The following is a 20,422-nucleotide window of genomic DNA, read 5'->3' on the forward strand; positions in this document are numbered from 1 at the left end:
GTTGAAGGGGCTGCCGTCCTGGGCGACAACGGCGGCCTTCCCGACTGGGCCCCGACCTTCGCCGGGGTACGTACGTTTTGGGTCGGGCGCCGTCCGCCGCGGCACCGTGCTCCTGCGCAGGCAGGAGCCTAGAGCCACGAACGGCAGCGCCTTCAACCCTGCGCTCCTGCCTGCGCAGGAGCACGGATTACCCCGCCAGCGCCTCAGCCTGTTCGGCGAGTTCCAGCCAGCGTTCCTCGGCTGCATCCTTGTCGGCGCGCGCCTTGGCGACCGCCGCCATCAGCGCGTCGAACTTCTTGGGATCGCGGGCATAGAGGTCGGCGTCGGCGAGTGCGGCTTCGTCGCGGGCGATCGCCTGTTCCAGCTTCTCGATCTGGCCGGGCAGCAGGTCGTAGTCGCGCTGGTCCTTGTAGCTGAGCTTGGTCGGCTTGGTCCGGACCGGCTCGGCGGCCGGCGCCGCCTTGGCCTTGCGCTCCACCTTGGGCTTGCGGCGCGCTTCCCAGTCGGCATAGCCGCCGACCACCACGTCGACCGTGCCTGACCCGTCGAGCCCCAGCGTCACCGTCACCGTGCGGTCGAGGAAGTCGCGATCGTGGCTGACGATCAGCACGGTGCCGGCATAGTCGCCGATCACCTCCTGCAGCAGGTCGAGCGTTTCCAGGTCCAGGTCGTTGGTCGGCTCGTCGAGCACCAGGAGGTTGGAATGCCGAGCGAACTCGCGCGCGAGCAGCAGCCGCGAGCGTTCGCCGCCGGACAGCGTGCCGATCTTGGCCTCGGCGATGCTCGGGTCGAACAGGAACTCCTTGAGATAGCCGTGGACGTGCTTCTTCACGCCCAGCACCTCGATCCAGTCGCCGCCGTCGGCGAGCACGTCGCGGACGCGCTTCTCGGGCGCCATCAGCTTGCGCTGCTGGTCGATGACGATGCCGTCGAGCGTCTTGGCGCGGGTGATCTTGCCCGAATCGGGCTCCAGCTCGCCGGTCAGCATGCGCAGCAGCGTCGTCTTGCCCGCACCATTGCCGCCGACGATGCCGATGCGGTCGCCGCGCCGCACGCGCAGCGAGAAGTCCTTGATGACGGTACGGTCGCCGAACGCCTTGGTGACGTGCTCGGCGTCGATGACGACCTTGGTCTTGGTGTCGTCACTCTCCACCGCGAGCTTGGCGGTGCCCTGCGGCCCCGTCATCGCCGCGCGTTCGGCGCGCATCTTGTGCAGCGCCTCCAGGCGGCCCTGGTTGCGCTTGCGCCGTGCCGTCACGCCGCGGTGGAGCCAGTGCTCCTCGATCTTGAGCTTGGCGTCGAGCTTTTCGGCCGCGCGCTGCTCCTCGGCCTGCACCGTCTCCATCCAGGCGTCGAAGCCGCCGAAGCCGATCTCGTTGCGGCGGATCGTCCCGCGATCGAGCCACAGCGTCGAACGGGTCAGGCGGGTGAGGAAGGTACGGTCGTGGCTGATCGCGACGAAGGCGCCGTTGAAGCGGCCGAGCCATTCCTCCAGCCACTCGATCGCCGACAGGTCGAGGTGGTTGGTCGGCTCGTCGAGCAGCAGCACGTCGGGGTTCATCGCCAGCGCGCGCGCGATCGCGGCGCGGCGCCGTTCGCCGCCGCTCGCGGTCGCGGCTTCGCGGAAGAGGTCGATACCGAGCTGGTCGGCGATCGCCTCTACCTCGTGGCGGGCCGCAGCATCCTCGCCGTGGCAGGCGAAGTCGTGGAGCGTCGCGAAGCCGGAGACGTCGGGATCCTGCTCCAGCAGGACGACGCGGGTGCCGGGCACCACGGTGCGGCGGCCTTCGTCGGAATCGAGCGTGCCGGCGATCAGCCGCAGGAGCGTCGACTTGCCCGCGCCGTTGCGGCCGATCAGCGCCAGCCGGTCGCGCTGGCCGATGTGCAGGTCCAGGCCGCGGAACAGCCAGCCGGACCCCTGGATCAGGCCGAGGCCTTCGTAGCTCAAGATGGGTGCTGCCATGGGCGGCAGGTAGGCGGCCGCTGCGGACGGGGCAAGTTGCCGCCGTGCAACACTTGCCCGCCCGGCCATATTCATAGGCTATTCAACGCGCTCCCCCTATGCCAACCAGCATGAAGATGTTGGTTCGAGCCGGTCTCTGCGTGTGCGCACTGCTGCCTGTGGCAGCGGATGCTGCGCCCGTGGCCGGCATGCAACGCCATCGTGGCGATCAGGAAGCGGCGATGGAAGGCCGCAAGCAGGGGCGCATCCTGCCCCTGCGCGAGATCGAGCGGCGGGTCACCGGCAAGATCCGCGGCGCACAATATCTGGGCTTCGACTTCGACGCCGGCACCGCCATTTACACGCTCAAGTTCCTGCGCGATGGAGCCGTGATCTGGGTCGATGTCGACGGCCGCACGGGCGAGATCGTCGGCCGGACGGGAAAATAGAGCCTTCGCGAAAGGGTGGAAATGCGCGTTCTGATCGTCGAGGACGAACCGAATCTGGGTCGCCAGCTGCGGGCCACGCTGGAGGGTGCCGGCTATGCCGTGGACCTCGCCACCGATGGCGAAGAGGGGCATTTCCTGGGCTCCACCGAAACCTATGACGCGATCATCCTCGACCTGGGCCTGCCCGAGATCGACGGGCTGACCGTGCTCGACCGCTGGCGCAAGGAGGGGCGCACCGCACCCGTTCTTGTGCTCACGGCCCGCGACAGCTGGTCCGACAAGGTGGCCGGCCTGGACGCGGGCGCCGACGACTATGTCGCAAAGCCCTTCCAGACCGAGGAGCTGATCGCCCGGCTGCGCGCGCTGATCCGCCGCGCCTCGGGCAATGCCTCGGCCGAGCTGATCGCGGGCGACATCCGCCTCGACACGCGCTCGGGCAAGGTCACCAAGGCGGGCGAGCCGGTGAAGCTGACCGCGCAGGAATACAAGCTGCTGAGCTACCTGATCCACCACAAGGGCAAGGTCGTCAGCCGCACCGAGCTGATCGAGCACATCTACGACCAGGACTTCGACCGCGATTCGAACACGATCGAGGTGTTCGTGACGCGCATCCGCAAGAAGCTGGGTTCGGACGTGATCACCACCATCCGCGGGCTCGGCTACAGCCTCGACGAGCCGGGCGCGCCTGCGCCGGTCGCGTGATGCGGGTTCGTGCCCGCGGCCGACAAGGGTAGCGTCCGATGACACTCTGGGGCGGCCTGTTCGACACCTGGGCTGCGCGACGGGACGGGGCAGCGGCCCCGGTGCAGCCGGGGCCGGGCGACCCGCCGCCGCGCAGCTATGTGCGGGTGACGGGCTCGCTCAGCCGCCGCATGATCCTGATCGCGGCGGTATGGATCCTGCTGCTGCTGTCCGGCGGCGGTTATGCGCTTGACCGGGTGCTGACGTCCGCCATCACGCGCAATTTCGACGACCAGCTCGACTATCTGCTGACCTCGATGATCGTCACGGCCGAGATCGGGTCCGACGGTGAGGTCGTGTTCAACCGCAACCTGGGGGACCAGCGCTTCCTGGAGCCGGGTTCCGGCCTGTACTGGCAGGTGAGCGGCAAGGGCTATGAGCCGTTTCCGTCGCGGTCGCTTTGGGATCGCAAGCTGCCCGAGGGCGATCCGCATCACGACAAGGAAGTCCACACCTACGACAGCAACGCCTTCTCAGACGAGAAGCTGCGCATTGCGGAACGCGACCTGACGCTGCCGGGGTCGCCGGTGCGCTGGCGGTTCCAGGTCGCCGAGTCGACCGATGTGCTCGACGCGCAGATCCTGGCGCTCCGCCGGACCCTGGTGCGCAGCTTCCTGCTGCTGGGGCTGGGACTGATCGTGATGGCGGCGCTGCAGACCTGGTACGGGCTGCTGCCCTTGCGCAAGCTGCGCTACGCGATCGCCCGCCTGCGCAGCGGCGAGGCGGCGCGGCTGGAGGGCGCGATGCCCGCCGAAGTGGCGCCGATGGTCGAGGAGCTTAACGCGCTGGTCGAGCACAACGACCGGCAGGCGGAGGAAGCGCGGCGGCATGCGGGAAATCTGGCGCATGCGCTCAAGACGCCGCTGACCGTCATCATGAACGCCGCTGCGGCCGGACAGGACGATCTGGCGGGCACGGTGATTCGGGAGGCGCGCACGATGCGCAGGCAGGTCGACCATCACCTCGCCCGCGCGCGCGCCGTGGGGCGCCGGGGCAGCGCGCACAGCCGTGCCGAAGTGTGGCCATCGGTGGAGGCGGTGGAGCGCGCGGTCAGCCGGCTCTATCCCAACGTGCGGGTCGATGTGGATGGCGCGCGCGATCTGATCGCGCGGATCGAACGTCAGGATCTGGACGAGATCCTGGGCAATCTGGTCGAGAATGCCGCCAAATACGGTGGCGGCAGCGTGTTCGTGACGGTGCGCGCGGACATGGGCTTCGCCGAGATCCTGGTCGAGGACGACGGCGTCGGCATTCCGGAGGCCGATCGTCAGCGCATCTTCGATCGCGGCGTCCGGCTGGACAGCGGCAAGCCGGGTACCGGCCTCGGCCTCGCGATCGTGCGCGATGTCGCCGAGATCTACGAAGGCACGGTCACGCTGGAAGAGAGCGAGGACCTGGGTGGGCTGCTCGTGCGGCTGCGCCTGCCGGCGTTCGGCTAGGGCGCGCCGCGGCCGGTCCGGCCTGCGTCAAAAAACCCGCAGGCCCAGCCGGCGGACCGCCGCGGCATAGTTGCGCATGCCGTCGAATGCCTTGTCGGTGAGCGCGATATAGGCGCGGCGGCGGTCCATCGGGTCGTCCTCCCGTTCGAACAGCCCGGCTTCGACCATGGTCGTGATCCAGCGCAACGCCGTGGTAGGCGGCACCGCCGCGGCGATGCACAGGCTGGAGACCGAGACCGATACCCGCTCCAGGCGCGCGGCCATCAGGTCGAGCAGCATGTCCCAGGCCGGGTCCGCGAAGAGCTGCGGATCGAAGAACTGCGCGCGCAGCCGGCGCGCGCGGATGAGCGCGCGGATTGCCGCCGGGCGGGGCATGGGCTCGTCCCCCGCTGCCTGGGGCCCGCCATCGGGATCGGGACGGGAAGCGCCCTGCGTTTCCGGCTCGGCAGCATATCCGTCGCGACCCTGCGCATGCCCGTTCGCACCGGCGAAGGTGAGGCGCGTCAGCGTCTCGGCGATGCGCGCGACCTCGTCGCTCAGCCGCCGGAGCCGTTCGCTTTCGCTCTCGGTTGCTCCCGGATACCGGAGCGCCTGCCTGCGCCCCGCAACGGCGAGGGCCGCGACCCGCTCGGCGGTGTCGGGCGCGCACAGCAGTTGCACGTCCTCTGCGAGTGCCTGGGCCACCTGGTCCAGCTGTTCGGGCGCGAAGGAGACCACCAGACGGGGGCCGGCTCCTTCGCGAATCCCCCGACCCCATGACAGCAGGCTTTCGAGCGCGTCCGGCGAAGCCTCGGCAGCCTCGATCAGGATCATGTCGAGCGCGGGAAGATCCTGTGGCCGCGGAAGATCGCCGAAGCCGCTAGACCCGGCCACCCGCGCGCCCACCAGCGCTGCCGCATCTCCCGCCGCCTGCGCGCCGACGGCGTCACCGGCGACGATGAACAGCGTCGCCGGATCATGGAAGCCCTGCAGCGGGTTGAGACCATCCACCGGAGACTCGGCGGCGAAGGAAGACGATCCAAGCATGACAGAGCCCCAATCGTGTATCGGACGTTAATCATCCGCTATGGGACTATTCCTGACATAGAACCGGGGCAGTATCAATCGAGCGCCTTGACGATCTCTTCTGTCATCTTCTTGGCGTCGGCGAGCAGCATCATGGTGTTGTCCATATAGAACACCGGGTTGTCGACACCGGCATAGCCGACGCCGCCCATCGAGCGCTTCACGAACAGCACGGTCTTGGCCTTTTCCACGTCGAGCACCGGCATGCCGTAGATCGGCGAGCTCTTGTCCGTCTTGGCGGAAGGATTGGTGACGTCGTTCGCGCCGATGACGAAGGCGACGTCGCTCTGCGCGAACTCGGCGTTGATGTCCTCGAGTTCGAACACCTCGTCGTAAGGGACGTTGGCCTCGGCCAGCAGCACGTTCATGTGGCCGGGCATGCGGCCGGCGACGGGATGGATGGCGTATTTGACGCGCACGCCATGCGCCTTGAGCTTGTCGGCCATCTCGCGCACCGCATGCTGCGCCTGGGCGACCGCCATGCCGTAGCCGGGAACGATGATGACCTGCTCCGCCTGGCTCATCAGGAAGGCCGCATCCTCGGCAGAGCCGCGCTTCCACGGACGGTCGATCGCCTCGCCGCCGCTGGCGCCGCCGCTCTCGGCCCCGAAGCCGCCCGCGATGACGCTCAGGAAGCTGCGGTTCATCGCGCGGCACATGATGTAGCTCAGGATCGCGCCCGACGAGCCCACCAGCGCGCCGGTGATGATCATCGCGCTGTTGCCGAGCGTGAAGCCCATCGCCGCGGCTGCCCAGCCCGAATAGCTGTTCAGCATCGACACCACGACCGGCATGTCCGCGCCGCCGATGGGGATGATGAGCAGGAAGCCGACCAGGAAGGCGAGCAGCGTGATCGCCCAGAACATCCACGGTGCCTGGGTCTCGAAAAAGCCGGCGATCAGGGCGAGGATCGCGCCCAGTACGGCCAGGTTGAGGATGTGGCGGCCGGGCAGCAGGATCGGCTTGCCCGACATGCTACCGTTGAGCTTGAGGAAGGCGATCACGGAGCCGGAGAAGGTGATCGCGCCGATCGCGGCGCCCAGCGTCATCTCTATGCGGCTGACCGGGTGGATGGCCGCGAACGGCTGGCCGATCATCGGCACCACCAGTTCGGCGATGCCGAAGGCGACCGGGTTGAGGAAGGCGGCGCAGGCGACCAGCACCGCCGCCAGGCCCACCAGCGAGTGAAAGGCGGCGACCAGCTGCGGCATCGCCGTCATCGCGATGCGCCGGGCGGTGGTGAGGCCGATGACGGCACCGAGTCCGATCGCGGCGAGGATTTCCAGCAGCGTGAGCATCTCGATGCGCGCAAACAGCGGGCCCGTCGTCGCAACCGCCCCGCTGGAGTCGGCGAGGACGAGGCCGACGGCCTGGATCGGCAGGTGCGTCAGCAGAGTCGTGACGACCGCGATGGTCATGCCGATCATGCCCAGGCGATTGCCGCGCCGGCTGGTGGCGGGCGACGAAAGGCCTCGCAGGGCGAGGATGAAGCAGACGCCCGCGATCAGGTAGGCCAAGGCCACCCAGGGGTTAACCGAAGTCCCGTGTTCCATCCTGAACCCCTTTTCCCGTCACCCCGGCGAAGGCCGGGGTCCATCTCTCCACCTGCGCCTGCCGCGCGATGGATCCCGGCCTTCGCCGGGATGACGATCTATTTGCGAACGGCGTCCGGCCGTTCCTTCTTCTTGTACATCGCCAGCATCCGCTCGGTGACCGCGAAGCCGCCGAAGATGTTGATGCTGGCCAGCACCACCGCGAGCAGCCCCAGCCATTTGGCGCCGGGCACGCCGGCCGCGGCGGCGGCGACCAGTGCGCCGACGATGATGACCGAGGAGATCGCGTTGGTGACCGCCATCAGCGGCGTGTGCAGCGCCGGGGTGACCGACCACACCACGTAATAGCCGACGAAACACGCCAGCACGAAGATCGACAGGATCGAGACGAAGTCCATGGCCTTGCCCTTTCGTCAGTTACGCGCGGGGATTGCGCGCAGGCACGCTTCGAACGCCGCCATTGCTGCCGGGTCCCCGTCCGCGACCGTCACCCATTCCCCGTGCGACGCGACCGCGCCGCCGAGCATCAGATTGTCCTGGTGGCCGAAGTCCTCCACCACCGCGGTCGCATCGTTGCCGACGAGCGCGCGCATGCGCGTCGCGAAATTCTCGCCGCTCGACGAATAGCCGTAGATCGGCCGTTCCAGCGCGGCGAAGAAGCCAAGCTCGAACGCGGTGCCCGCATCCGCTCCCGGCCCGCGGAACGGCGTCAGATTGGCGACAATCGCATCGGCCGAGCGCATCAGCGCCAGGTTGGCGCGATAAATGGCGACGCCCTGCTCGAAGCTGCCGCTGGCCGAGGGACTCGCCTCGACGTCGAACGGAAAGATCCCCTCGAAGCCGAGCGTGGCGCAAAGGTCGAGCTTGGCCCGGGCGATCGCCGGCGCGTCGCCCAAGAACACGTCCGGACCGGCGAGGTAGAGGCGCCCGGGCATGCAGGACGCCTCAGGCCTGGAGCAGCCGAGGGTGCACCACGGCGCCCGCGCGGGTCAGGCGGATGCCTTGGGTGACCTCGTCCTCGTCCGGGAGCACCGGGCGACCGGCATCCTTGTCCCAATAGGCCGAGAGGAAGTTGTAGAGGTTGCGCGCGAACAGCGCCGAGGCGTCGGCGGCCAGCCGGCTCGGCACGTTGCGGTGTCCGAGGATGCGCACCCCATGGCGCTCCACCACCTCGCCTGCGACCGCGCCTTCGACGTTGCCGCCCTGCTCGACGGCCAGGTCGACGACGACACTGCCGGGGCGCATCGTCGCCAACTGCGCGTCGGAGATCAGCCGCGGCGCCGGCTTGCCGGGGATCAGTGCGGTGGTGATGACCACGTCCTGCCTGGCGAGGTGGCTGGAGACCAGTTCGGCCTGCGCCTTCTGATACTCTGGCGACATTTCGGTGGCATAGCCGCCCGAACCCTCGCCCTCGATGCCGGCGACATTCTCCACGAAGATCGGCTTGGCACCGAGCGACTGGATCTGCTCCTTCGTCGCCGAGCGTACGTCGGTGGCGGAGACCTGCGCACCCAGGCGCCGGGCGGTAGCGATCGCCTGGAGACCCGCGACGCCCACGCCCATCACGAACACGCGCGCGGCCGAGACGGTGCCCGCCGCCGTCATCATCATCGGAAAGGCGCGGCCGTACGCCGCGGCCGCATCGATCACCGCCTTGTAGCCGGCGAGGTTCGATTGCGAGGAGAGGATGTCCATCGACTGGGCGCGGGTGATGCGCGGCATCCACTCCATCGCCAGCGCCTCGATCCCGAGCGCGGCATAGCCGTCGACGCGCGCGCGCTCGCCGAAAGGATTGAGCCCGGCGACCAGCCAGGCGCCGGGCTTGATGCCCGTGAGCGAATCGGGCGCGGGGCCCTGCACCGCCAGCACCACATCGGCATCGGCCAGCGCTTCGGCGCGGCTGCCGAGGGTCGCCCCCGCGGCGGCATAGTCGGCGTCTGCGACCGAGGCCGAACGCCCAGCGCCCGCCTCCACCGCGACGCTGGCGCCCAGCTGGACGAACTTCTTGACCGTCTCGGCCGTGGCGGAGACCCGCCGCTCGTCGGGAGCGGCTTCGGACAGGACGGCGATCTTCATCAGGCGGCGATCAGCCAGACGACCAGCGCGGCGAGCAGGAGCACGATGATCGTCCCCCATTTCACCAGCGTGAGGAACCCAATGTACGTATCCTTGTGCGCGCTCAGGTCGCCATTGCCGGCCATCCTCGGATCCCCTGTCGTCTGCTGTTGCATGGAGCTTAGCTTCGCCGCCGGAAGCCGCCAACCCCCGCCGACAGGCGGGCTTAAGCCGGCCTTTACCGTCGTGCTATAGCCACGGCCCGACGAGGCTTCGGGAGTCGGGGATGACGCGCAACGGCCAGCGCCTGCTGATGGTGATTGACGACGACCCTGCGCAGCGCCGCCTGATTTCGGTGATCGCAGCGCGACGCAGTTGGCGGACGATCTTTGCGGACGATGTCGATTCGGCGCTGGAGACGCTGGCGACGCCGGAGGGGCTCGCGCTCGATGCGATCCTGCTCGATCATCGGTTCCCGGAGACGGAAAGGGAACTCGCCGGCCTGATCGCGGCGTTGCGCCGGAACCGGCCGGCACTGCCCCTGCTGATGCTGACCGCCGACGGCTCGGTCGCGCAGGCGGTGGCCGCGATGCGGGCGGGCGCCAGCGACTTCCTGGTCAAGCCGCTCGCTCCCGAACGGCTGCTGTCGGCACTCGACGCGGCGGCCGGGGCGGGGGACGCGGGCGAACTCCGGCCGCTCGCCGAGAAGCTCTCCATGCCGCTCGCCTTCGACGAGGTCGTGGGATCGGCCCCCCAGTTCCGCGCCGCGCTTGCGATCGCTGCAAAGGCCGCGCGCGCCCGCGTGCCGGTGCTGGTGGAGGGCGAGAGCGGCGTCGGGAAGGAAGTGCTGGCGGAGGCAATCCACGCCGCATCGCCGCGCGCGCGCCGCCAGATGGTGCACTTCAACTGCGGGGCGATCCCGGCCAACCAGATCGAAAGCGCGCTGTTCGGGCACGAGAAGGGCGCCTTCCCCGGTGCCTTCGAACGCCGCATCGGGCGCTTCGAGGAGGCGGACGGCAGCACGCTGTTCCTGGACGAAGTGGGCGAGATGCCGCTCGCGGTGCAGGCGAAGCTGCTCGACGCGATCGTGGCAGGGGAGGTGCGGCCGATCGGCGCATCCTATGCGCGCAGCGTCGACGTGCGCGTGATCGCGGCGACCAACCGTACGCTGGCGGACGAGGTGGAGGCCGAGCGCTTCCGGGAGGACCTCTACTATCGCCTGAACGTCGTCCAGCTGACGATCCCGCCCCTGCGCGAGCGTCCGGGCGACGTGGCCCCGCTCGCGCGCCACCTCCTGGCGCGGATCGGCCGTCAGCCGGGGCTGCGGCAGCTGGGCATCACCGACGACGCGCTGGCGTTGCTCGCCGGCTACGACTGGCCGGGCAACGTGCGGCAGCTTCAGAACGCGCTCTTCCGGGCCGCGGTGCTGTGCGAGGGCGACGCGCTGACGCGTGCCGACTTCCCGCAAATCGCGCAGCTTTCCGACGAGGAGACGATCCGTCGGCCCGCACCGGTGCGCCCCACCGAGGCAGGGGTCACGTTGTTCCGGCCCGACGGCAACCTGCGCGCGCTCGACGAGATCGAGGCCGATGTGATCCGGCTCGCGATCGGCCATTATCGGGGGCGGATGAGCGAAGTCGCCCGCCGGCTCGGCATCGGCCGCTCGACGCTTTACCGCAAGCTCGGCGAACTGGGGATCGACCAGAGCGCGGCGTGAGCTAGAGGCACTTGGCAGGACCGTCCGCTGCGGCGCGGGCGCGATCGTTCTGGCCGGCGCCCGGGCGGATCTTGGCGGTGAGGCACGGCGTGCGCTCCAGCGAGACCGGCAGCAGATAGGAGGTCGGGCGGCCCGGCTGGTCGAAGTTCTCGACCACGTCGTAGCGCAGGATCATGGCGTCCGGCTGAAAAGCGCCATCCGTCCCTCGTCCGCGCCACTCGATGCGCTTGCCAATCTCGGTGAAGCCGCCGCCGGCGATCGACGACATCTCCAGGCCATGCTCCTTGCCGCCGGAGACGAGCTTGAGGCTCTGGCGGCCGTCCGCTTCGACCAGCTTCAGCCGATAGCTGCCCATGCCCGGGCAGGTCGACTCGGAGAAGCCCGCCTCGTCGGGGGCCGAGCGTACCACCCGGCAGTCGGTCAGGCTGGTGTAGCGCGACACCCGGCCATCGGCGGCGGTGCTGGCCGTCGCGCTGGACTCGGCAGCCGGGGTGGCGCTCGGGTCGGGCAGCGGCGTCGCCGTGGCGGCCGGAGCCGGCGTCTCGACGGGCGCGGTTGCGTCGGCCGCGGTCGCGTTGGGGGCGGTCTCTTGAGGGTCCGAGCCGCAGGCGGCGAGGCAGGTCACTGCCACGAGGGGGATCAGCTTTCTCATGCCCCCGAAACCATCCGGGAGCGTAATGGCTCCCCCCTCAGCCCGCCAGCGCCGTATCGCGCAGCCCGCGCCAGACGCGCAGCGCCTGCACGGTTTCGGGCACGTCATGGACGCGGATCAGCTGCGCTCCGGTCTCGGCCCCCTTCAACGCCAGCGTGAGCGAGCCGCCCAGCCGTTGGTCCGCCGGCGCCTCGTTGGCGAGCGCGCCGATCATCCGCTTGCGGCTGGCGCCCAGCAGGATCGGGCAGCCGAGGCCGTGGAAGATCGCGAGGCCGTTCAGCAGCGCGAGGTTCTCGGCGAGCGACTTGCCGAAGCCGATGCCGGGATCGACCAGGATGTTGGCGCGGCCGACGCCGCCGGCGACGACCGCCTCGATCCGCTGCTCCAGCCAGTCGAACACGTCGGTGAGGACGTTGCGATAGCCGGGGCGGGCATGGCCCCCGCTTTGCGGGTCGGGCGAGTGCATCAGCACCACCGGGCAGCCGGCGCGCGCCACCACCTCCAGCGCGCGGGGGTCGAACAGCAGCGCCGCCACGTCGTTGACGATGTGCGCGCCCGCGGCGAGCGCCGCCTCCATGACTGCGGCCTTTCGGGTGTCGATCGAGACGGGGGTGCCGCTTGCCGCCAGGCGTTCGATCACGGGCACCACGCGGGCGATCTCGTCCCCTTCCCAGACGGTGGCGGCGCCGGGACGGGTCGACTCGCCACCGACGTCGATCAGCGCGGCGCCGGCCTCGGCCATGCGGTGGCCGGCTGCGGCGATCGCTTCAGGATCGCTGCCGTGCGTGCCGCCGTCGGAGAAACTGTCGGGTGTGCAGTTGAGGATGCCGGCCACCAGCGGCTGGTCGAGGCGCAGCACGCGATTGCCGCAGGCGATGGGCGCGCGGGGGGCGGTGATGCGGGTGTGGAGCAGTTGCAGGCGGTCGGCCTGGGCGCTCGATACCCGCTCCAGCAGGGCCGGGAAGTCGGCCAGCGGTACGGTCGTGCGGAGCTTGGGCGCCAGTAGCTCGTAGGCGGCGAACCATTGCATACCCCCCGCCAGCCGTGCGGCCTGGCCGTCGAGGCCGACCGGCGTGTCCACAAGCTGGACGGGCCGTAAGTGGAAGTGGGCGTCGGGCGGGGGCAGGCTCATGTCCCTGCTTTCGCGCAGTGGCGAGCGGGCTGCAACCGGGAGGACGCCATCCATGATCGTGCTCCTGCGCAAGCAGGAGCACTGCTCTACCGGGAGAAGCCTTACGGCTGCGTCGCCAGCAGGTACGTCTGGCGCAGCGTGTCGATCGCCTGGAGCCGGCCCTCATGCTCGTGGTGCCAAAAGGTCCAGCCGTTGCACGAGGGCGCACCCTGGAGGGTGGCACCCAGCTTGTGGATCGAGCCGCTTTCCACGCCGCAGGCGAGCGAGCCGTCGGCGCGCACCACCGCCTGGAAGCGGCGCTTGGCATCGGTCAGCACCATGCCGGGTGCTACCATGCCGTTTTCGACCAGCGTGCCGAACGCGACGCGCGGCGTGCCCTTGGGGGCCTGCATCGTGCGCAGCGAGGATTCGTCGAGCGGCAGCGCCTCGGCGATGCGCTGGGTGGCGGCGTCGATGTAGACGCCCTCGCGCTCGATGCCGATCCAGCGCCGGCCCAGGCGCTTGGCGACCGCACCGGTGGTGCCGGTGCCGAAGAACGGGTCGAGCACCACGTCGCCTGGATGGGTCGCGGCCAGCAGTACGCGGTAGAGGAGCGCTTCCGGCTTCTGGGTGGGATGGACCTTGTGGCCGTCCTTCTTCAGCCGCTCCGGCCCGCCGCAGATCGGGAATTCCCAGTCGGAGCGCATCTGGAGCTCGTCGTTGAGGGTCTTCATGCTGCGGTAGTTGAAGGTGTACTTCGACTTCTCGCCCATCGACGCCCAGATCAGCGTCTCGTGCGCGTTGGTGAAGCGGGTGCCGCGGAAGTTCGGCATCGGGTTAGCCTTGCGCCAGACGATGTCGTTGAGGATCCAGAAGCCCAGGTCCTGGATCGCAGCACCCACGCGGAAGATGTTGTGGTAGCTGCCGATCACCCAGATCGTGCCGTCGGGCTTCAGGATGCGGCGCGCCTCGGCCAGCCAGTCGCGGGTGAAGCGATCGTAGCTCGCGAACGAATCGAACTTGTCCCATGCGTCGGTGACCGCGTCGACGTGGCTGCCGTCCGGACGGTTGAGGTCGCCCCCCAGCTGGAGATTGTAGGGCGGGTCGGCGAAGATCATGTCGACCGACGCGGTCGGCAGCGCGCGCATGTGCGCGATGCAGTCGCCTTGCAGGATGGTGTCGAGCGGCAGCGCCGCGCGCGGTTCCGCCGCCGTCTTCGGCGACCGCGCCCGCACTTTCTCCAGCACCCCCATCGATTCACGCCCCCTTGTTGTTGCGCGCGATCCTGCGGATCGGCGGAGTCGGGTCAAGCAAACATTTGTTTACCAGATTCCCCCGCGATTCCGCGGAGATGCGCGGCAACGCGCCCCGACCGAAGATGTTGAGTCCATATCCGCCGCCACGCCCCACCACTGGTGGGTGTGGCGCAAAGGACTCAGCCGACGCTTTCCAGCGGCAGCCAGGCCTGAGCCACCGGCGCGAACGAGCGGCGGTGCAGCGGCGTGGGCCCGAGCGCCTTCAGCGCCTCCAGGTGCGCCTTGGCCGAATACCCCTTGTTCGACGCCCAGCCATAGCCGGGATGGCGGGCGTCGGCCTCGATCATGATGGTGTCCCGGTGGTGCTTGGCGACGATCGAGGCAGCCGCGATCGACAGGCACAGCGCATCGCCGCCGACCAGCGCCCGCGAGGGGTGCGGCCAGTCGGGGCAGCGGTTGCCGTCGACCAGCACCATGCCGGGCGCGACCCCCAGCGCATCCACGGCGCGGTGCATCGCCAGCATGGTCGCCCAGAAGATGTTGATGCTGTCGATTTCCTCGACGCTGGCGATGCCGATGCCGACCTTGGCGCAGGCGAGGATTTCCGCGCACAGCCGTTCGCGGCGCAGCGCCGTCAGCGCCTTGGAATCGTCGATGCCGTCGGGGATGCATTCGGGGTCGAGCACCACCGCGGCGGCGACGACCGGGCCGGCGAGCGGGCCGCGGCCGGCCTCGTCCACGCCCGCGACGGGGCCGGGATGCAGGCGTTCATGAGAGTAATCAGGCATTTGCGATGCGCCATGGCGGAAACCGCCGCATCTCGCCAGCCTGGTAGAGACAGACGGCATTGCCCGCGGGATCGGTGAGGCGCGCCTCGCGCCAGCCCCAGGGCTGCTCGACCGGTTCCTGGGTGAAGGCGATGCCCTGCTGGCGCAGGTAGCGCACGGCGATGTCGAGGTCGCCCACCTCGAAATAGACGGTCGGGCGGTCGGTGCCCTCCGCCATCTCGATCGAAAAGGTCGCGCCCCCCTCGCTCTCGAACCGGGCATAGCGCCGGCTGGACCGGACGATCTGGCGGAGGCCGAGCATGCGGTAGAAGCGCTCGCTTGCCGGAAGATCGGTGGCGGGCACCGTGACCTGGTTGAGCATCGGCGACCAGCGGCTGGCGTTGAGATCGAGCCGGACGCCCTGCTGCGCCATCGGGCCGTGGCCGTCGCCCAGCGGCTCCGCCCCCAGCATCGCGATCCGCACGAAGCGGCGGGCGCGCGCGACCGATTCGGCAAGGTTCCACTCGCCGGCGAGGCCGCAGGCGATGGCGGTGGAGAGGGTGCAGCCGGTGCCGTGCGTCGCAGTGCTGTCGATGCGGGGATCGCTCCATTCCAGCACCGGCGGGGCGCCGCTTTCCGCCGGGTACAGCCGGTCGATCACCGTCGGCCCGTTGTCATGGCCGCCCTTGGCCAGCACGGCACAGCCGTGGGTCGCCGCGAGCCGGCGCGCGGCGTCCGCCCGCGTCTCAACGGTCGGGAGGGCCGCGCCGGCGAGCGCTTCCAGCTCGGGGATATTGGGTGTGACCACCGTGGCGCGGTCCATCAGCCGCTCGAACGCGGCGATGGTTGCGGTGTCCGCCAGTCGGGCGCCGCTGCTCGCCACCATGACGGGGTCGAGCACCACCGGCACGCCGGGCAGCTGCTCGAGCCGTTCCGCGAGCGCGAGCGCGGTGCGGGCCGAGCCGATCATACCGATCTTGATCGCGTCGACGCCGATGTCGGCAACGACCGCGTCCATCTGTGCGAGCACCATCTCGGTCGGGATCGGGTGGACGCCGTCGACGCCGAGCGTGTTCTGGGCGGTGATCGCGGTGATCGCGGTCATGCCGTGGCCGCCGAGCATGGTGACGGTCTTCAGGTCGGCCTGGATGCCGGCGCCGCCGCCCGAATCGGAACCGGCGACGATCAGGATGCGTGGCATCGTCACGCGCGGTGCCGCCGCTCGGTGGAGGCAGGATTTTCCTTCAGCGCCCTGCCGACGCGGGCGGGCCGGTCGAGCAGCTCGCCGCCGCAATTGGGGCAATGCTCGTCCAGTGCGTCCGCGCATTCGGCGCAGAAGGTGCATTCGAACGAACAGATGAACGCGCCGCCCTGGTCGGCGGGCAGGTCCGCGCCGCAGCGCTCGCAATCGGGGCGCATCTCCAGCATCAGGCGGCCGCCTTCTGCACGGCGTCGCAGATGCGCGTCACCACCGCCTCCACCTGCGCGCGATCGTCGCCTTCGGCCATCACCCGGATCACCGCTTCGGTGCCCGACGGGCGGATCACCAGCCTGCCGCGACCGGCCAGTTCGGCCTCGGCCGCGGTGATGATGTCCGTGACGCGCACGTCCTCCAGCGGCTTGCCGCCCGCGAAGCGGACGTTGCGGAGCAGCTGGGGCAGCGGGTCGAAGCGGTGCAGAACCTCGCTGGCCGGGGCGCCGGCGCGGGTAACCTCGGCGAGCACCTGGAGCGCTGCCACCAGCCCGTCGCCGGTGGTCGCATAGTCGGACAGGATGATGTGGCCGGACTGTTCGCCACCGACATTGTAGCCGGATGCGCGCATCTTCTCGAGGACGTGGCGGTCGCCGACCTTGGTCCGCACCATGCCCAGCCCCTGTGCGGCGAGATGGCGTTCGAGGCCGAGGTTGGACATGACGGTGGTGACGAGGCCGCCGCCCTTGAGTCGGCCCTGGCGCGCCCAGCCGGCGGCGATGGTCGCCATCAGCTGGTCGCCGTCGATCACGCGCCCGGTCTCGTCGACCACGATCAGCCGGTCGGCATCGCCGTCGAGCGCGATGCCGATCGCGGCACCGGACCCGATCACGGTTTCGCTGAGCGTGGCGGGTGCGGTCGAGCCGACGCCGTCGTTGATGTTCTTGCCGTTGGGCGTGACGCCGATCGCCACCACCTCGGCCCCCAGCTCCCACAGGGCGGAAGGGGCGACCTGATAGGCGGCGCCGTTGGCGCAATCGACCACGACCTTCAGCCCGTCGAGGCGAAGTTCCTCGGGAAAGGTGGACTTGGCGAAGTGGATGTAGCGGCCGCGCGCGTCCTCGACGCGGCGGGCGCGGCCGATCTCGGCCGAAGGCGCGAGCGGGACCTCTCCGTCGATCAACGCCTCGATCGCCGCCTCGTCGGCGTCGGAGAGCTTGAAGCCGTCCGGTCCGAACAGCTTGATGCCGTTGTCGGCGTAGGGATTGTGGCTGGCCGAGATCATCACACCCAGGTCGGCGCGCATCGAGGTGGTGAGCATCGCGACGGCCGGCGTCGGCATCGGCCCCACCAGCACCACGTCCATGCCGACCGAGGTAAAGCCCGCGACCATCGCGTTTTCGAGCATATAGCCCGACAGCCGCGTGTCCTTGCCGATCACCACGCGGTGGCGGTGGTCGCCCCGGCGGAAGTGCGCGCCGGCGGCCATGCCGACCTTCATCGCCATCTCGGCGGTCATCGGCGACCGGTTGGTGGCGCCGCGAATGCCGTCAGTGCCGAAATATTTTCTTGCCATCGGCTCAGCTGCCCTCAGGTTGTGCCGCTCGTGATCGGCGTGGATAGCGCGCGTTTTGACGAAGGGCGAGCATGTCGCAAGCGGCGCGTATTCTGACCGGACTGGTGGCGGGGCTGGCGCTGGGGGTGATCCTCGCCGCCCAGGCGCCCGGCACCGCGGTCGCGGGCATCGCCTGGGCGGAGCCGATCGGCACCGCCTGGCTCAACGCGCTGCGCATGACGATCGTCCCGCTGGTGGTCGCGCTGCTGGTGACCGGCGTCGCCCAGACCGCCGAGGCGGCGCGCGCCGGCCGGATCGCAACCCGGTCGATCCTGCTGTTCGTGGTGATCCTCTGGACCTCCTCGGCACTGGGCGCAGGCGTCACCCTGGGGCTGCTCGACTGGTTCCCGCTGTCGGACACGGCAGCCGGCGCGTTGCGCGGCACCTTCGGCCAGGCCGGCCCCACAGCGGAGGTTCCGCCCTTCACCCAGTTCCTGGTCGCGATCGTGCCGACCAACCCGATCGCGGCCGCGGCCAACGACCAGTTCCTGCCCCTGATCCTCTTCACCCTGGTGTTCGCCTTTGCGCTCACCCGGCTCTCGGGCGATCCGCGCCAGCTGCTGGTGCGGCTGTTCCAGGGGCTGGCCGACACGATGCTGATCGTCATCCGCTGGGTGCTGTGGCTGGGGCCGCTCGGCGTATTCGCGCTCGGCTATGTCGTCGGCGCGCGGGCGGGTACCGCCGCCTTCGGCGCGCTGGTGCACTATGTGCTGATCGTGATGGCGGTGGGAATGGTGGTGTGGCTGCTCGCCTATCCGCTGGCGATGCTCGGCGGACGCGTGTCCCTGGGCCGCTTCCTGCGCGCGACCGCGCCGGCGCAGGCGGTGGCGATCAGCACCCAGTCGTCGCTCGCCTCGCTGCCGGCGATGCTGCGCGGATCCGAAGAGGCGGGGGTGCCCGTCGCCACCTCCGGCGTGGTGCTGCCGATGGCGGTCGCGCTGTTCCGCGCGACCGGCCCGGCGATGAACGTCGCGGTCGCGGTCTATGTCGCGCACGTCTTCGGCGTGCACCTGGGCGCCGGGCAGATCGCCGCGGGCATCGCCGCCGGAGCGATCACGACCATGGGTGCGGCGAGCCTGCCGGGCCAGATCAGCTTCGTCTCGTCGATCGCGCCGATCGGCATCGCGATGGGCGTGCCGGTCGAGCCGCTCGCGCTGCTCGTCGCGGTGGAGACCTTCCCCGACCTGGTCCGCACGCTCGGCAACGTGACGATGAACCTGGCCGTCACCAGCGTGATCTCCGAGCGGGTCGCCGGCGGTGCGGTGCGGACGGAAGCGGACGCGCTGCTCGCCGGCGAGGTGGTTTCGGGGCGGTAGCACCCAGGCAGCTTTCCGTGCTTCCGCGAAGGCGGGAGCGCGGGGCTTCAGGATCCGGCCGTGGTTCTGGCTGGGCGCTGGATCCCCGTCTGCGCGGGGATACGGTAGCGGGCCAGGAGGCGCCGCCTCAGCGCATCAGCACCAGTTCCTCGGCCATGCTGGGGTGCAGCGCGACGGTCCGGTCGAAGTCGTCCTTGGTCAGCCCGGCCTTCACCGCGATGGCGGCCGCCTGCAGGATCTCGGGGGAGTCCGGGCCGATCATGTGCAGCCCCACGACCCGGCCGGTCTCGCTCTCGCAGATCATCTTGTAGAGCGCCCGCTCGTTGCGGCCGGCGAGCACGTTCTTCATCGCGCGGAAGTCCGACTGATAGACCTTTACCGAGCCGAGCTTGGTCTTGGCCTGTGCCTCGGTCATGCCGACGCCGGCCATCGGCGGATGGCTGAACACGGCCGCCGGGATGTTCTCATAGTCGACGCGGTGCGGCTTGCCGCCGAACTGGGTGTCCGCAAACGCCTGCCCCTCGCGGATGGCGACCGGGGTCAGCTGCACGCGGTTGGTAACGTCGCCCACCGCATAGATGCTGTCGCAGGTCGACCTGCTGTCCTCGTCGACCTTGATCGCCCCCTTGTCGTCCAGCGCGACTCCGGCCGTTTCCAGCCCCAGCCCGTCGGTGTTGGGAACGCGGCCGGTGGCGAACATCACGCAGTCGACGGTGATCGGCTCGTGGTTGGACATGGTGACGGTGAGGCAGCCGTCCTCGCCCTTCTCGATGCCCTCGAACTCGGCGTGGAAGCGGAAGTCGATGCCCTTGAGCATCGAGATCTGGAGCAGCCGGTCGCGGATCGACTCGTCATAGCCGCGCAGGATCACGTCGGTGCGGTTGATCAGCGTCACCTTGCTGCCGAACTCGTTGAAGATCCCGGCGAATTCGTTCGCGATATAGCCGGCGCCCGCGATCAGGATGCGCTTGGGCACCGCATCTAGGTGGAACGCCTCGTTGGAGGTGATGCCATGCTCATGGCCGGGGCAGGCGGGGATCGCCGGACGTGCTCCCACCGCAATCAGAATCCTGCCCGCGGTGACGGTACGGCCGGACGCGAGCGTTACCTGGTTGGGGCCGGAGACCGTCGCCCGCTCCTCGAGGATCTCGACGCCGTGATTGGTCAGCGTGGCGGTATAGGCGCCGTTGATCCGGTCGACCTCGCGCAAGACGTTGTCGCGCAGCCGCGGCCAGCTGAAGTTGCACGGCTCCGGCACGTCCCAGCCGAACTGCTTGGCATCGCGCAGGTCCTCGGCGAAGTGCGCGCCATAGACCAGCAGCTTCTTGGGCACGCAGCCGCGGATCACGCAGGTGCCGCCGACGCGATACTCCTCGGCGATCGCCACCTTGGCGCCATGGGCGGCGGAGACGCGCGCGGCGCGCACGCCGCCGGAGCCGGCACCGATGACGAAGAGGTCGTAGTCATAGTCTGCCATGATGATCGCCTGCAGGAAGGTGCGCGCAAGGGCGCGAAGAAACTGCCTCTATAACGCGGGATCGGCGCAAGGGTG

Annotated in this window: 20 protein-coding genes; 5 read left to right on the top strand and 15 right to left on the bottom strand. The window is 69.6% G+C overall.

The annotated features are described in order from the left end of the window. Window positions 1–187 precede the first annotated feature (187 nt). Window positions 188–1,963 (bottom strand): ABC-F family ATP-binding cassette domain-containing protein, encoded by a 1,776-nt coding sequence (locus EO081_RS14625; protein WP_129342911.1) that lies wholly within the window; start codon window positions 1,961–1,963, stop codon window positions 188–190. A 221-nt stretch (window positions 1,964–2,184) separates the two neighbouring features. On the opposite strand from EO081_RS14625, the gene EO081_RS14630 reads away from it, so the two are divergent. From EO081_RS14630 to EO081_RS14640, 3 genes are read left to right on the top strand one after another with little or no spacing between them, the layout of a single operon-like run. After that, window positions 2,185–2,391 (top strand): hypothetical protein, encoded by a 207-nt coding sequence (locus EO081_RS14630; RefSeq protein WP_240697698.1) that lies wholly within the window; start codon window positions 2,185–2,187, stop codon window positions 2,389–2,391. Window positions 2,392–2,412: 21 nt separating this feature from the next. Next, window positions 2,413–3,093 (top strand): response regulator transcription factor, encoded by a 681-nt coding sequence (locus tag EO081_RS14635; RefSeq protein ID WP_129342913.1) that lies wholly within the window; start codon window positions 2,413–2,415, stop codon window positions 3,091–3,093. 38 nt (window positions 3,094–3,131) lie between these two features. Continuing rightward, window positions 3,132–4,571, top strand: a complete 1,440-nt coding sequence (locus EO081_RS14640) for a sensor histidine kinase (protein ID WP_129342915.1) — start codon at window positions 3,132–3,134, stop codon at window positions 4,569–4,571. A gap of 27 nt (window positions 4,572–4,598) precedes the next feature. Here EO081_RS14640 and EO081_RS14645 read toward each other — a convergent pair whose 3' ends face one another. The 6 genes from EO081_RS14645 to EO081_RS14670 form a co-directional block, all read right to left on the bottom strand. Then, window positions 4,599–5,597: a winged helix DNA-binding protein gene (locus tag EO081_RS14645; RefSeq protein WP_129342917.1), complete on the bottom strand. Its 999-nt coding sequence runs from the start codon at window positions 5,595–5,597 to the stop codon at window positions 4,599–4,601. Between the two features lie 74 nt (window positions 5,598–5,671). After that, window positions 5,672–7,189: an NAD(P)(+) transhydrogenase (Re/Si-specific) subunit beta gene (locus EO081_RS14650; RefSeq protein ID WP_129342919.1), complete on the bottom strand. Its 1,518-nt coding sequence runs from the start codon at window positions 7,187–7,189 to the stop codon at window positions 5,672–5,674. Between the two features lie 98 nt (window positions 7,190–7,287). Further along, on the bottom strand, window positions 7,288–7,587 hold the full coding sequence (locus tag EO081_RS14655) for an NAD(P) transhydrogenase subunit alpha part 2 (protein ID WP_129342921.1): 300 nt from the start codon (window positions 7,585–7,587) through the stop codon (window positions 7,288–7,290). Window positions 7,588–7,602: 15 nt separating this feature from the next. Then, window positions 7,603–8,124, bottom strand: coding sequence for a nucleoside 2-deoxyribosyltransferase (locus tag EO081_RS14660; RefSeq protein WP_129342923.1), 522 nt, complete (start codon window positions 8,122–8,124; stop codon window positions 7,603–7,605). Between the two features lie 10 nt (window positions 8,125–8,134). After that, window positions 8,135–9,265, bottom strand: a complete 1,131-nt coding sequence (locus tag EO081_RS14665; protein ID WP_129342925.1) for a Re/Si-specific NAD(P)(+) transhydrogenase subunit alpha — start codon at window positions 9,263–9,265, stop codon at window positions 8,135–8,137. After that, the gene (locus tag EO081_RS14670) at window positions 9,265–9,420 is read right to left on the bottom strand and encodes an aa3-type cytochrome c oxidase subunit IV (RefSeq protein WP_240697699.1); all 156 of its coding nucleotides are present in this window, start codon (window positions 9,418–9,420) and stop codon (window positions 9,265–9,267) included. The genes EO081_RS14665 and EO081_RS14670 overlap by 1 nt, the downstream gene beginning before the upstream one ends. Window positions 9,421–9,530: 110 nt before the next feature. Between EO081_RS14670 and EO081_RS14675 the strand changes: the two genes are divergently transcribed. Then, window positions 9,531–10,961 carry a sigma-54-dependent transcriptional regulator gene (locus EO081_RS14675; RefSeq protein WP_129342927.1) on the top strand — a complete coding sequence of 477 codons (1,431 nt, stop codon included), beginning with the start codon at window positions 9,531–9,533 and terminating at the stop codon, window positions 10,959–10,961. A 1-nt stretch (window position 10,962) separates the two neighbouring features. On the opposite strand, the gene EO081_RS14680 is transcribed toward EO081_RS14675, so the two are convergent. The 7 genes from EO081_RS14680 to glmM all read right to left on the bottom strand — a co-directional run bounded on the left by EO081_RS14680 (window position 10,963) and on the right by glmM (window position 17,515). Beyond that, entirely contained in the window at window positions 10,963–11,613 is a 651-nt protein-coding gene (locus tag EO081_RS14680; RefSeq protein ID WP_129342929.1) for a hypothetical protein, read from the bottom strand. A 37-nt stretch (window positions 11,614–11,650) separates the two neighbouring features. Further along, window positions 11,651–12,745, bottom strand: coding sequence for a dihydropteroate synthase (gene folP / locus EO081_RS14685; RefSeq protein WP_129342931.1), 1,095 nt, complete (start codon window positions 12,743–12,745; stop codon window positions 11,651–11,653). A gap of 101 nt (window positions 12,746–12,846) precedes the next feature. Further along, the gene (locus EO081_RS14690) at window positions 12,847–13,977 is read right to left on the bottom strand and encodes a site-specific DNA-methyltransferase (RefSeq protein ID WP_129342933.1); all 1,131 of its coding nucleotides are present in this window, start codon (window positions 13,975–13,977) and stop codon (window positions 12,847–12,849) included. Window positions 13,978–14,159: 182 nt separating this feature from the next. Next, a complete protein-coding gene (locus EO081_RS14695) occupies window positions 14,160–14,768 on the bottom strand; it encodes a ribonuclease HII (protein WP_129342935.1) in 609 nt (202 codons plus the stop codon). Beyond that, window positions 14,761–15,948 (bottom strand): bifunctional hydroxymethylpyrimidine kinase/phosphomethylpyrimidine kinase, encoded by a 1,188-nt coding sequence (gene thiD / locus EO081_RS14700; protein WP_129343324.1) that lies wholly within the window; start codon window positions 15,946–15,948, stop codon window positions 14,761–14,763. The genes EO081_RS14695 and thiD overlap by 8 nt, the downstream gene beginning before the upstream one ends. Window positions 15,949–15,950: 2 nt before the next feature. Beyond that, entirely contained in the window at window positions 15,951–16,175 is a 225-nt protein-coding gene (locus tag EO081_RS14705) for a DUF1272 domain-containing protein (protein ID WP_129342937.1), read from the bottom strand. After that, window positions 16,175–17,515 carry a phosphoglucosamine mutase gene (gene glmM / locus EO081_RS14710; RefSeq protein WP_129342939.1) on the bottom strand — a complete coding sequence of 447 codons (1,341 nt, stop codon included), beginning with the start codon at window positions 17,513–17,515 and terminating at the stop codon, window positions 16,175–16,177. The genes EO081_RS14705 and glmM overlap by 1 nt, the downstream gene beginning before the upstream one ends. Before the next feature lie 71 nt (window positions 17,516–17,586). Between glmM and EO081_RS14715 the strand changes: the two genes are divergently transcribed. Further along, the gene (locus tag EO081_RS14715; RefSeq protein WP_129342941.1) at window positions 17,587–18,870 is read left to right on the top strand and encodes a dicarboxylate/amino acid:cation symporter; all 1,284 of its coding nucleotides are present in this window, start codon (window positions 17,587–17,589) and stop codon (window positions 18,868–18,870) included. A 127-nt stretch (window positions 18,871–18,997) separates the two neighbouring features. On the opposite strand, the gene gor is transcribed toward EO081_RS14715, so the two are convergent. Next, window positions 18,998–20,347, bottom strand: coding sequence for a glutathione-disulfide reductase (gor, locus tag EO081_RS14720; RefSeq protein ID WP_129342943.1), 1,350 nt, complete (start codon window positions 20,345–20,347; stop codon window positions 18,998–19,000). Between the last annotated feature and the right edge of the window lie 75 nt (window positions 20,348–20,422).

The organism is Sphingomonas desiccabilis (assembly GCF_004135605.1).
In the GTDB taxonomy this organism is placed as follows: Bacteria; Pseudomonadota; Alphaproteobacteria; order Sphingomonadales; family Sphingomonadaceae; genus Sphingomonas; species Sphingomonas desiccabilis.

Excerpts from the sequence above, each read along its gene's own strand:
- EO081_RS14625 (WP_129342911.1), bottom strand. The coding sequence starts at position 1,963 with ATGGCAGCACCCATCTTGAGCTACGAAGGCCTCGGCCTGATCCAGGGG.
- EO081_RS14630 (WP_240697698.1), top strand. The coding sequence starts at position 2,185 with ATGGAAGGCCGCAAGCAGGGGCGCATCCTGCCCCTGCGCGAGATCGAG.
- EO081_RS14635 (WP_129342913.1), top strand. The coding sequence starts at position 2,413 with ATGCGCGTTCTGATCGTCGAGGACGAACCGAATCTGGGTCGCCAGCTG.
- EO081_RS14640 (WP_129342915.1), top strand. The coding sequence starts at position 3,132 with ATGACACTCTGGGGCGGCCTGTTCGACACCTGGGCTGCGCGACGGGAC.
- EO081_RS14645 (WP_129342917.1), bottom strand. The coding sequence starts at position 5,597 with ATGCTTGGATCGTCTTCCTTCGCCGCCGAGTCTCCGGTGGATGGTCTC.
- EO081_RS14650 (WP_129342919.1), bottom strand. The coding sequence starts at position 7,189 with ATGGAACACGGGACTTCGGTTAACCCCTGGGTGGCCTTGGCCTACCTG.
- EO081_RS14655 (WP_129342921.1), bottom strand. The coding sequence starts at position 7,587 with ATGGACTTCGTCTCGATCCTGTCGATCTTCGTGCTGGCGTGTTTCGTC.
- EO081_RS14660 (WP_129342923.1), bottom strand. The coding sequence starts at position 8,124 with ATGCCCGGGCGCCTCTACCTCGCCGGTCCGGACGTGTTCTTGGGCGAC.
- EO081_RS14665 (WP_129342925.1), bottom strand. The coding sequence starts at position 9,265 with ATGAAGATCGCCGTCCTGTCCGAAGCCGCTCCCGACGAGCGGCGGGTC.
- EO081_RS14670 (WP_240697699.1), bottom strand. The coding sequence starts at position 9,420 with ATGCAACAGCAGACGACAGGGGATCCGAGGATGGCCGGCAATGGCGAC.
- EO081_RS14675 (WP_129342927.1), top strand. The coding sequence starts at position 9,531 with ATGACGCGCAACGGCCAGCGCCTGCTGATGGTGATTGACGACGACCCT.
- EO081_RS14680 (WP_129342929.1), bottom strand. The coding sequence starts at position 11,613 with ATGAGAAAGCTGATCCCCCTCGTGGCAGTGACCTGCCTCGCCGCCTGC.
- folP (WP_129342931.1), bottom strand. The coding sequence starts at position 12,745 with ATGAGCCTGCCCCCGCCCGACGCCCACTTCCACTTACGGCCCGTCCAG.
- EO081_RS14690 (WP_129342933.1), bottom strand. The coding sequence starts at position 13,977 with ATGGGGGTGCTGGAGAAAGTGCGGGCGCGGTCGCCGAAGACGGCGGCG.
- EO081_RS14695 (WP_129342935.1), bottom strand. The coding sequence starts at position 14,768 with ATGCCTGATTACTCTCATGAACGCCTGCATCCCGGCCCCGTCGCGGGC.
- thiD (WP_129343324.1), bottom strand. The coding sequence starts at position 15,948 with ATGCCACGCATCCTGATCGTCGCCGGTTCCGATTCGGGCGGCGGCGCC.
- EO081_RS14705 (WP_129342937.1), bottom strand. The coding sequence starts at position 16,175 with ATGCTGGAGATGCGCCCCGATTGCGAGCGCTGCGGCGCGGACCTGCCC.
- glmM (WP_129342939.1), bottom strand. The coding sequence starts at position 17,515 with ATGGCAAGAAAATATTTCGGCACTGACGGCATTCGCGGCGCCACCAAC.
- EO081_RS14715 (WP_129342941.1), top strand. The coding sequence starts at position 17,587 with ATGTCGCAAGCGGCGCGTATTCTGACCGGACTGGTGGCGGGGCTGGCG.
- gor (WP_129342943.1), bottom strand. The coding sequence starts at position 20,347 with ATGGCAGACTATGACTACGACCTCTTCGTCATCGGTGCCGGCTCCGGC.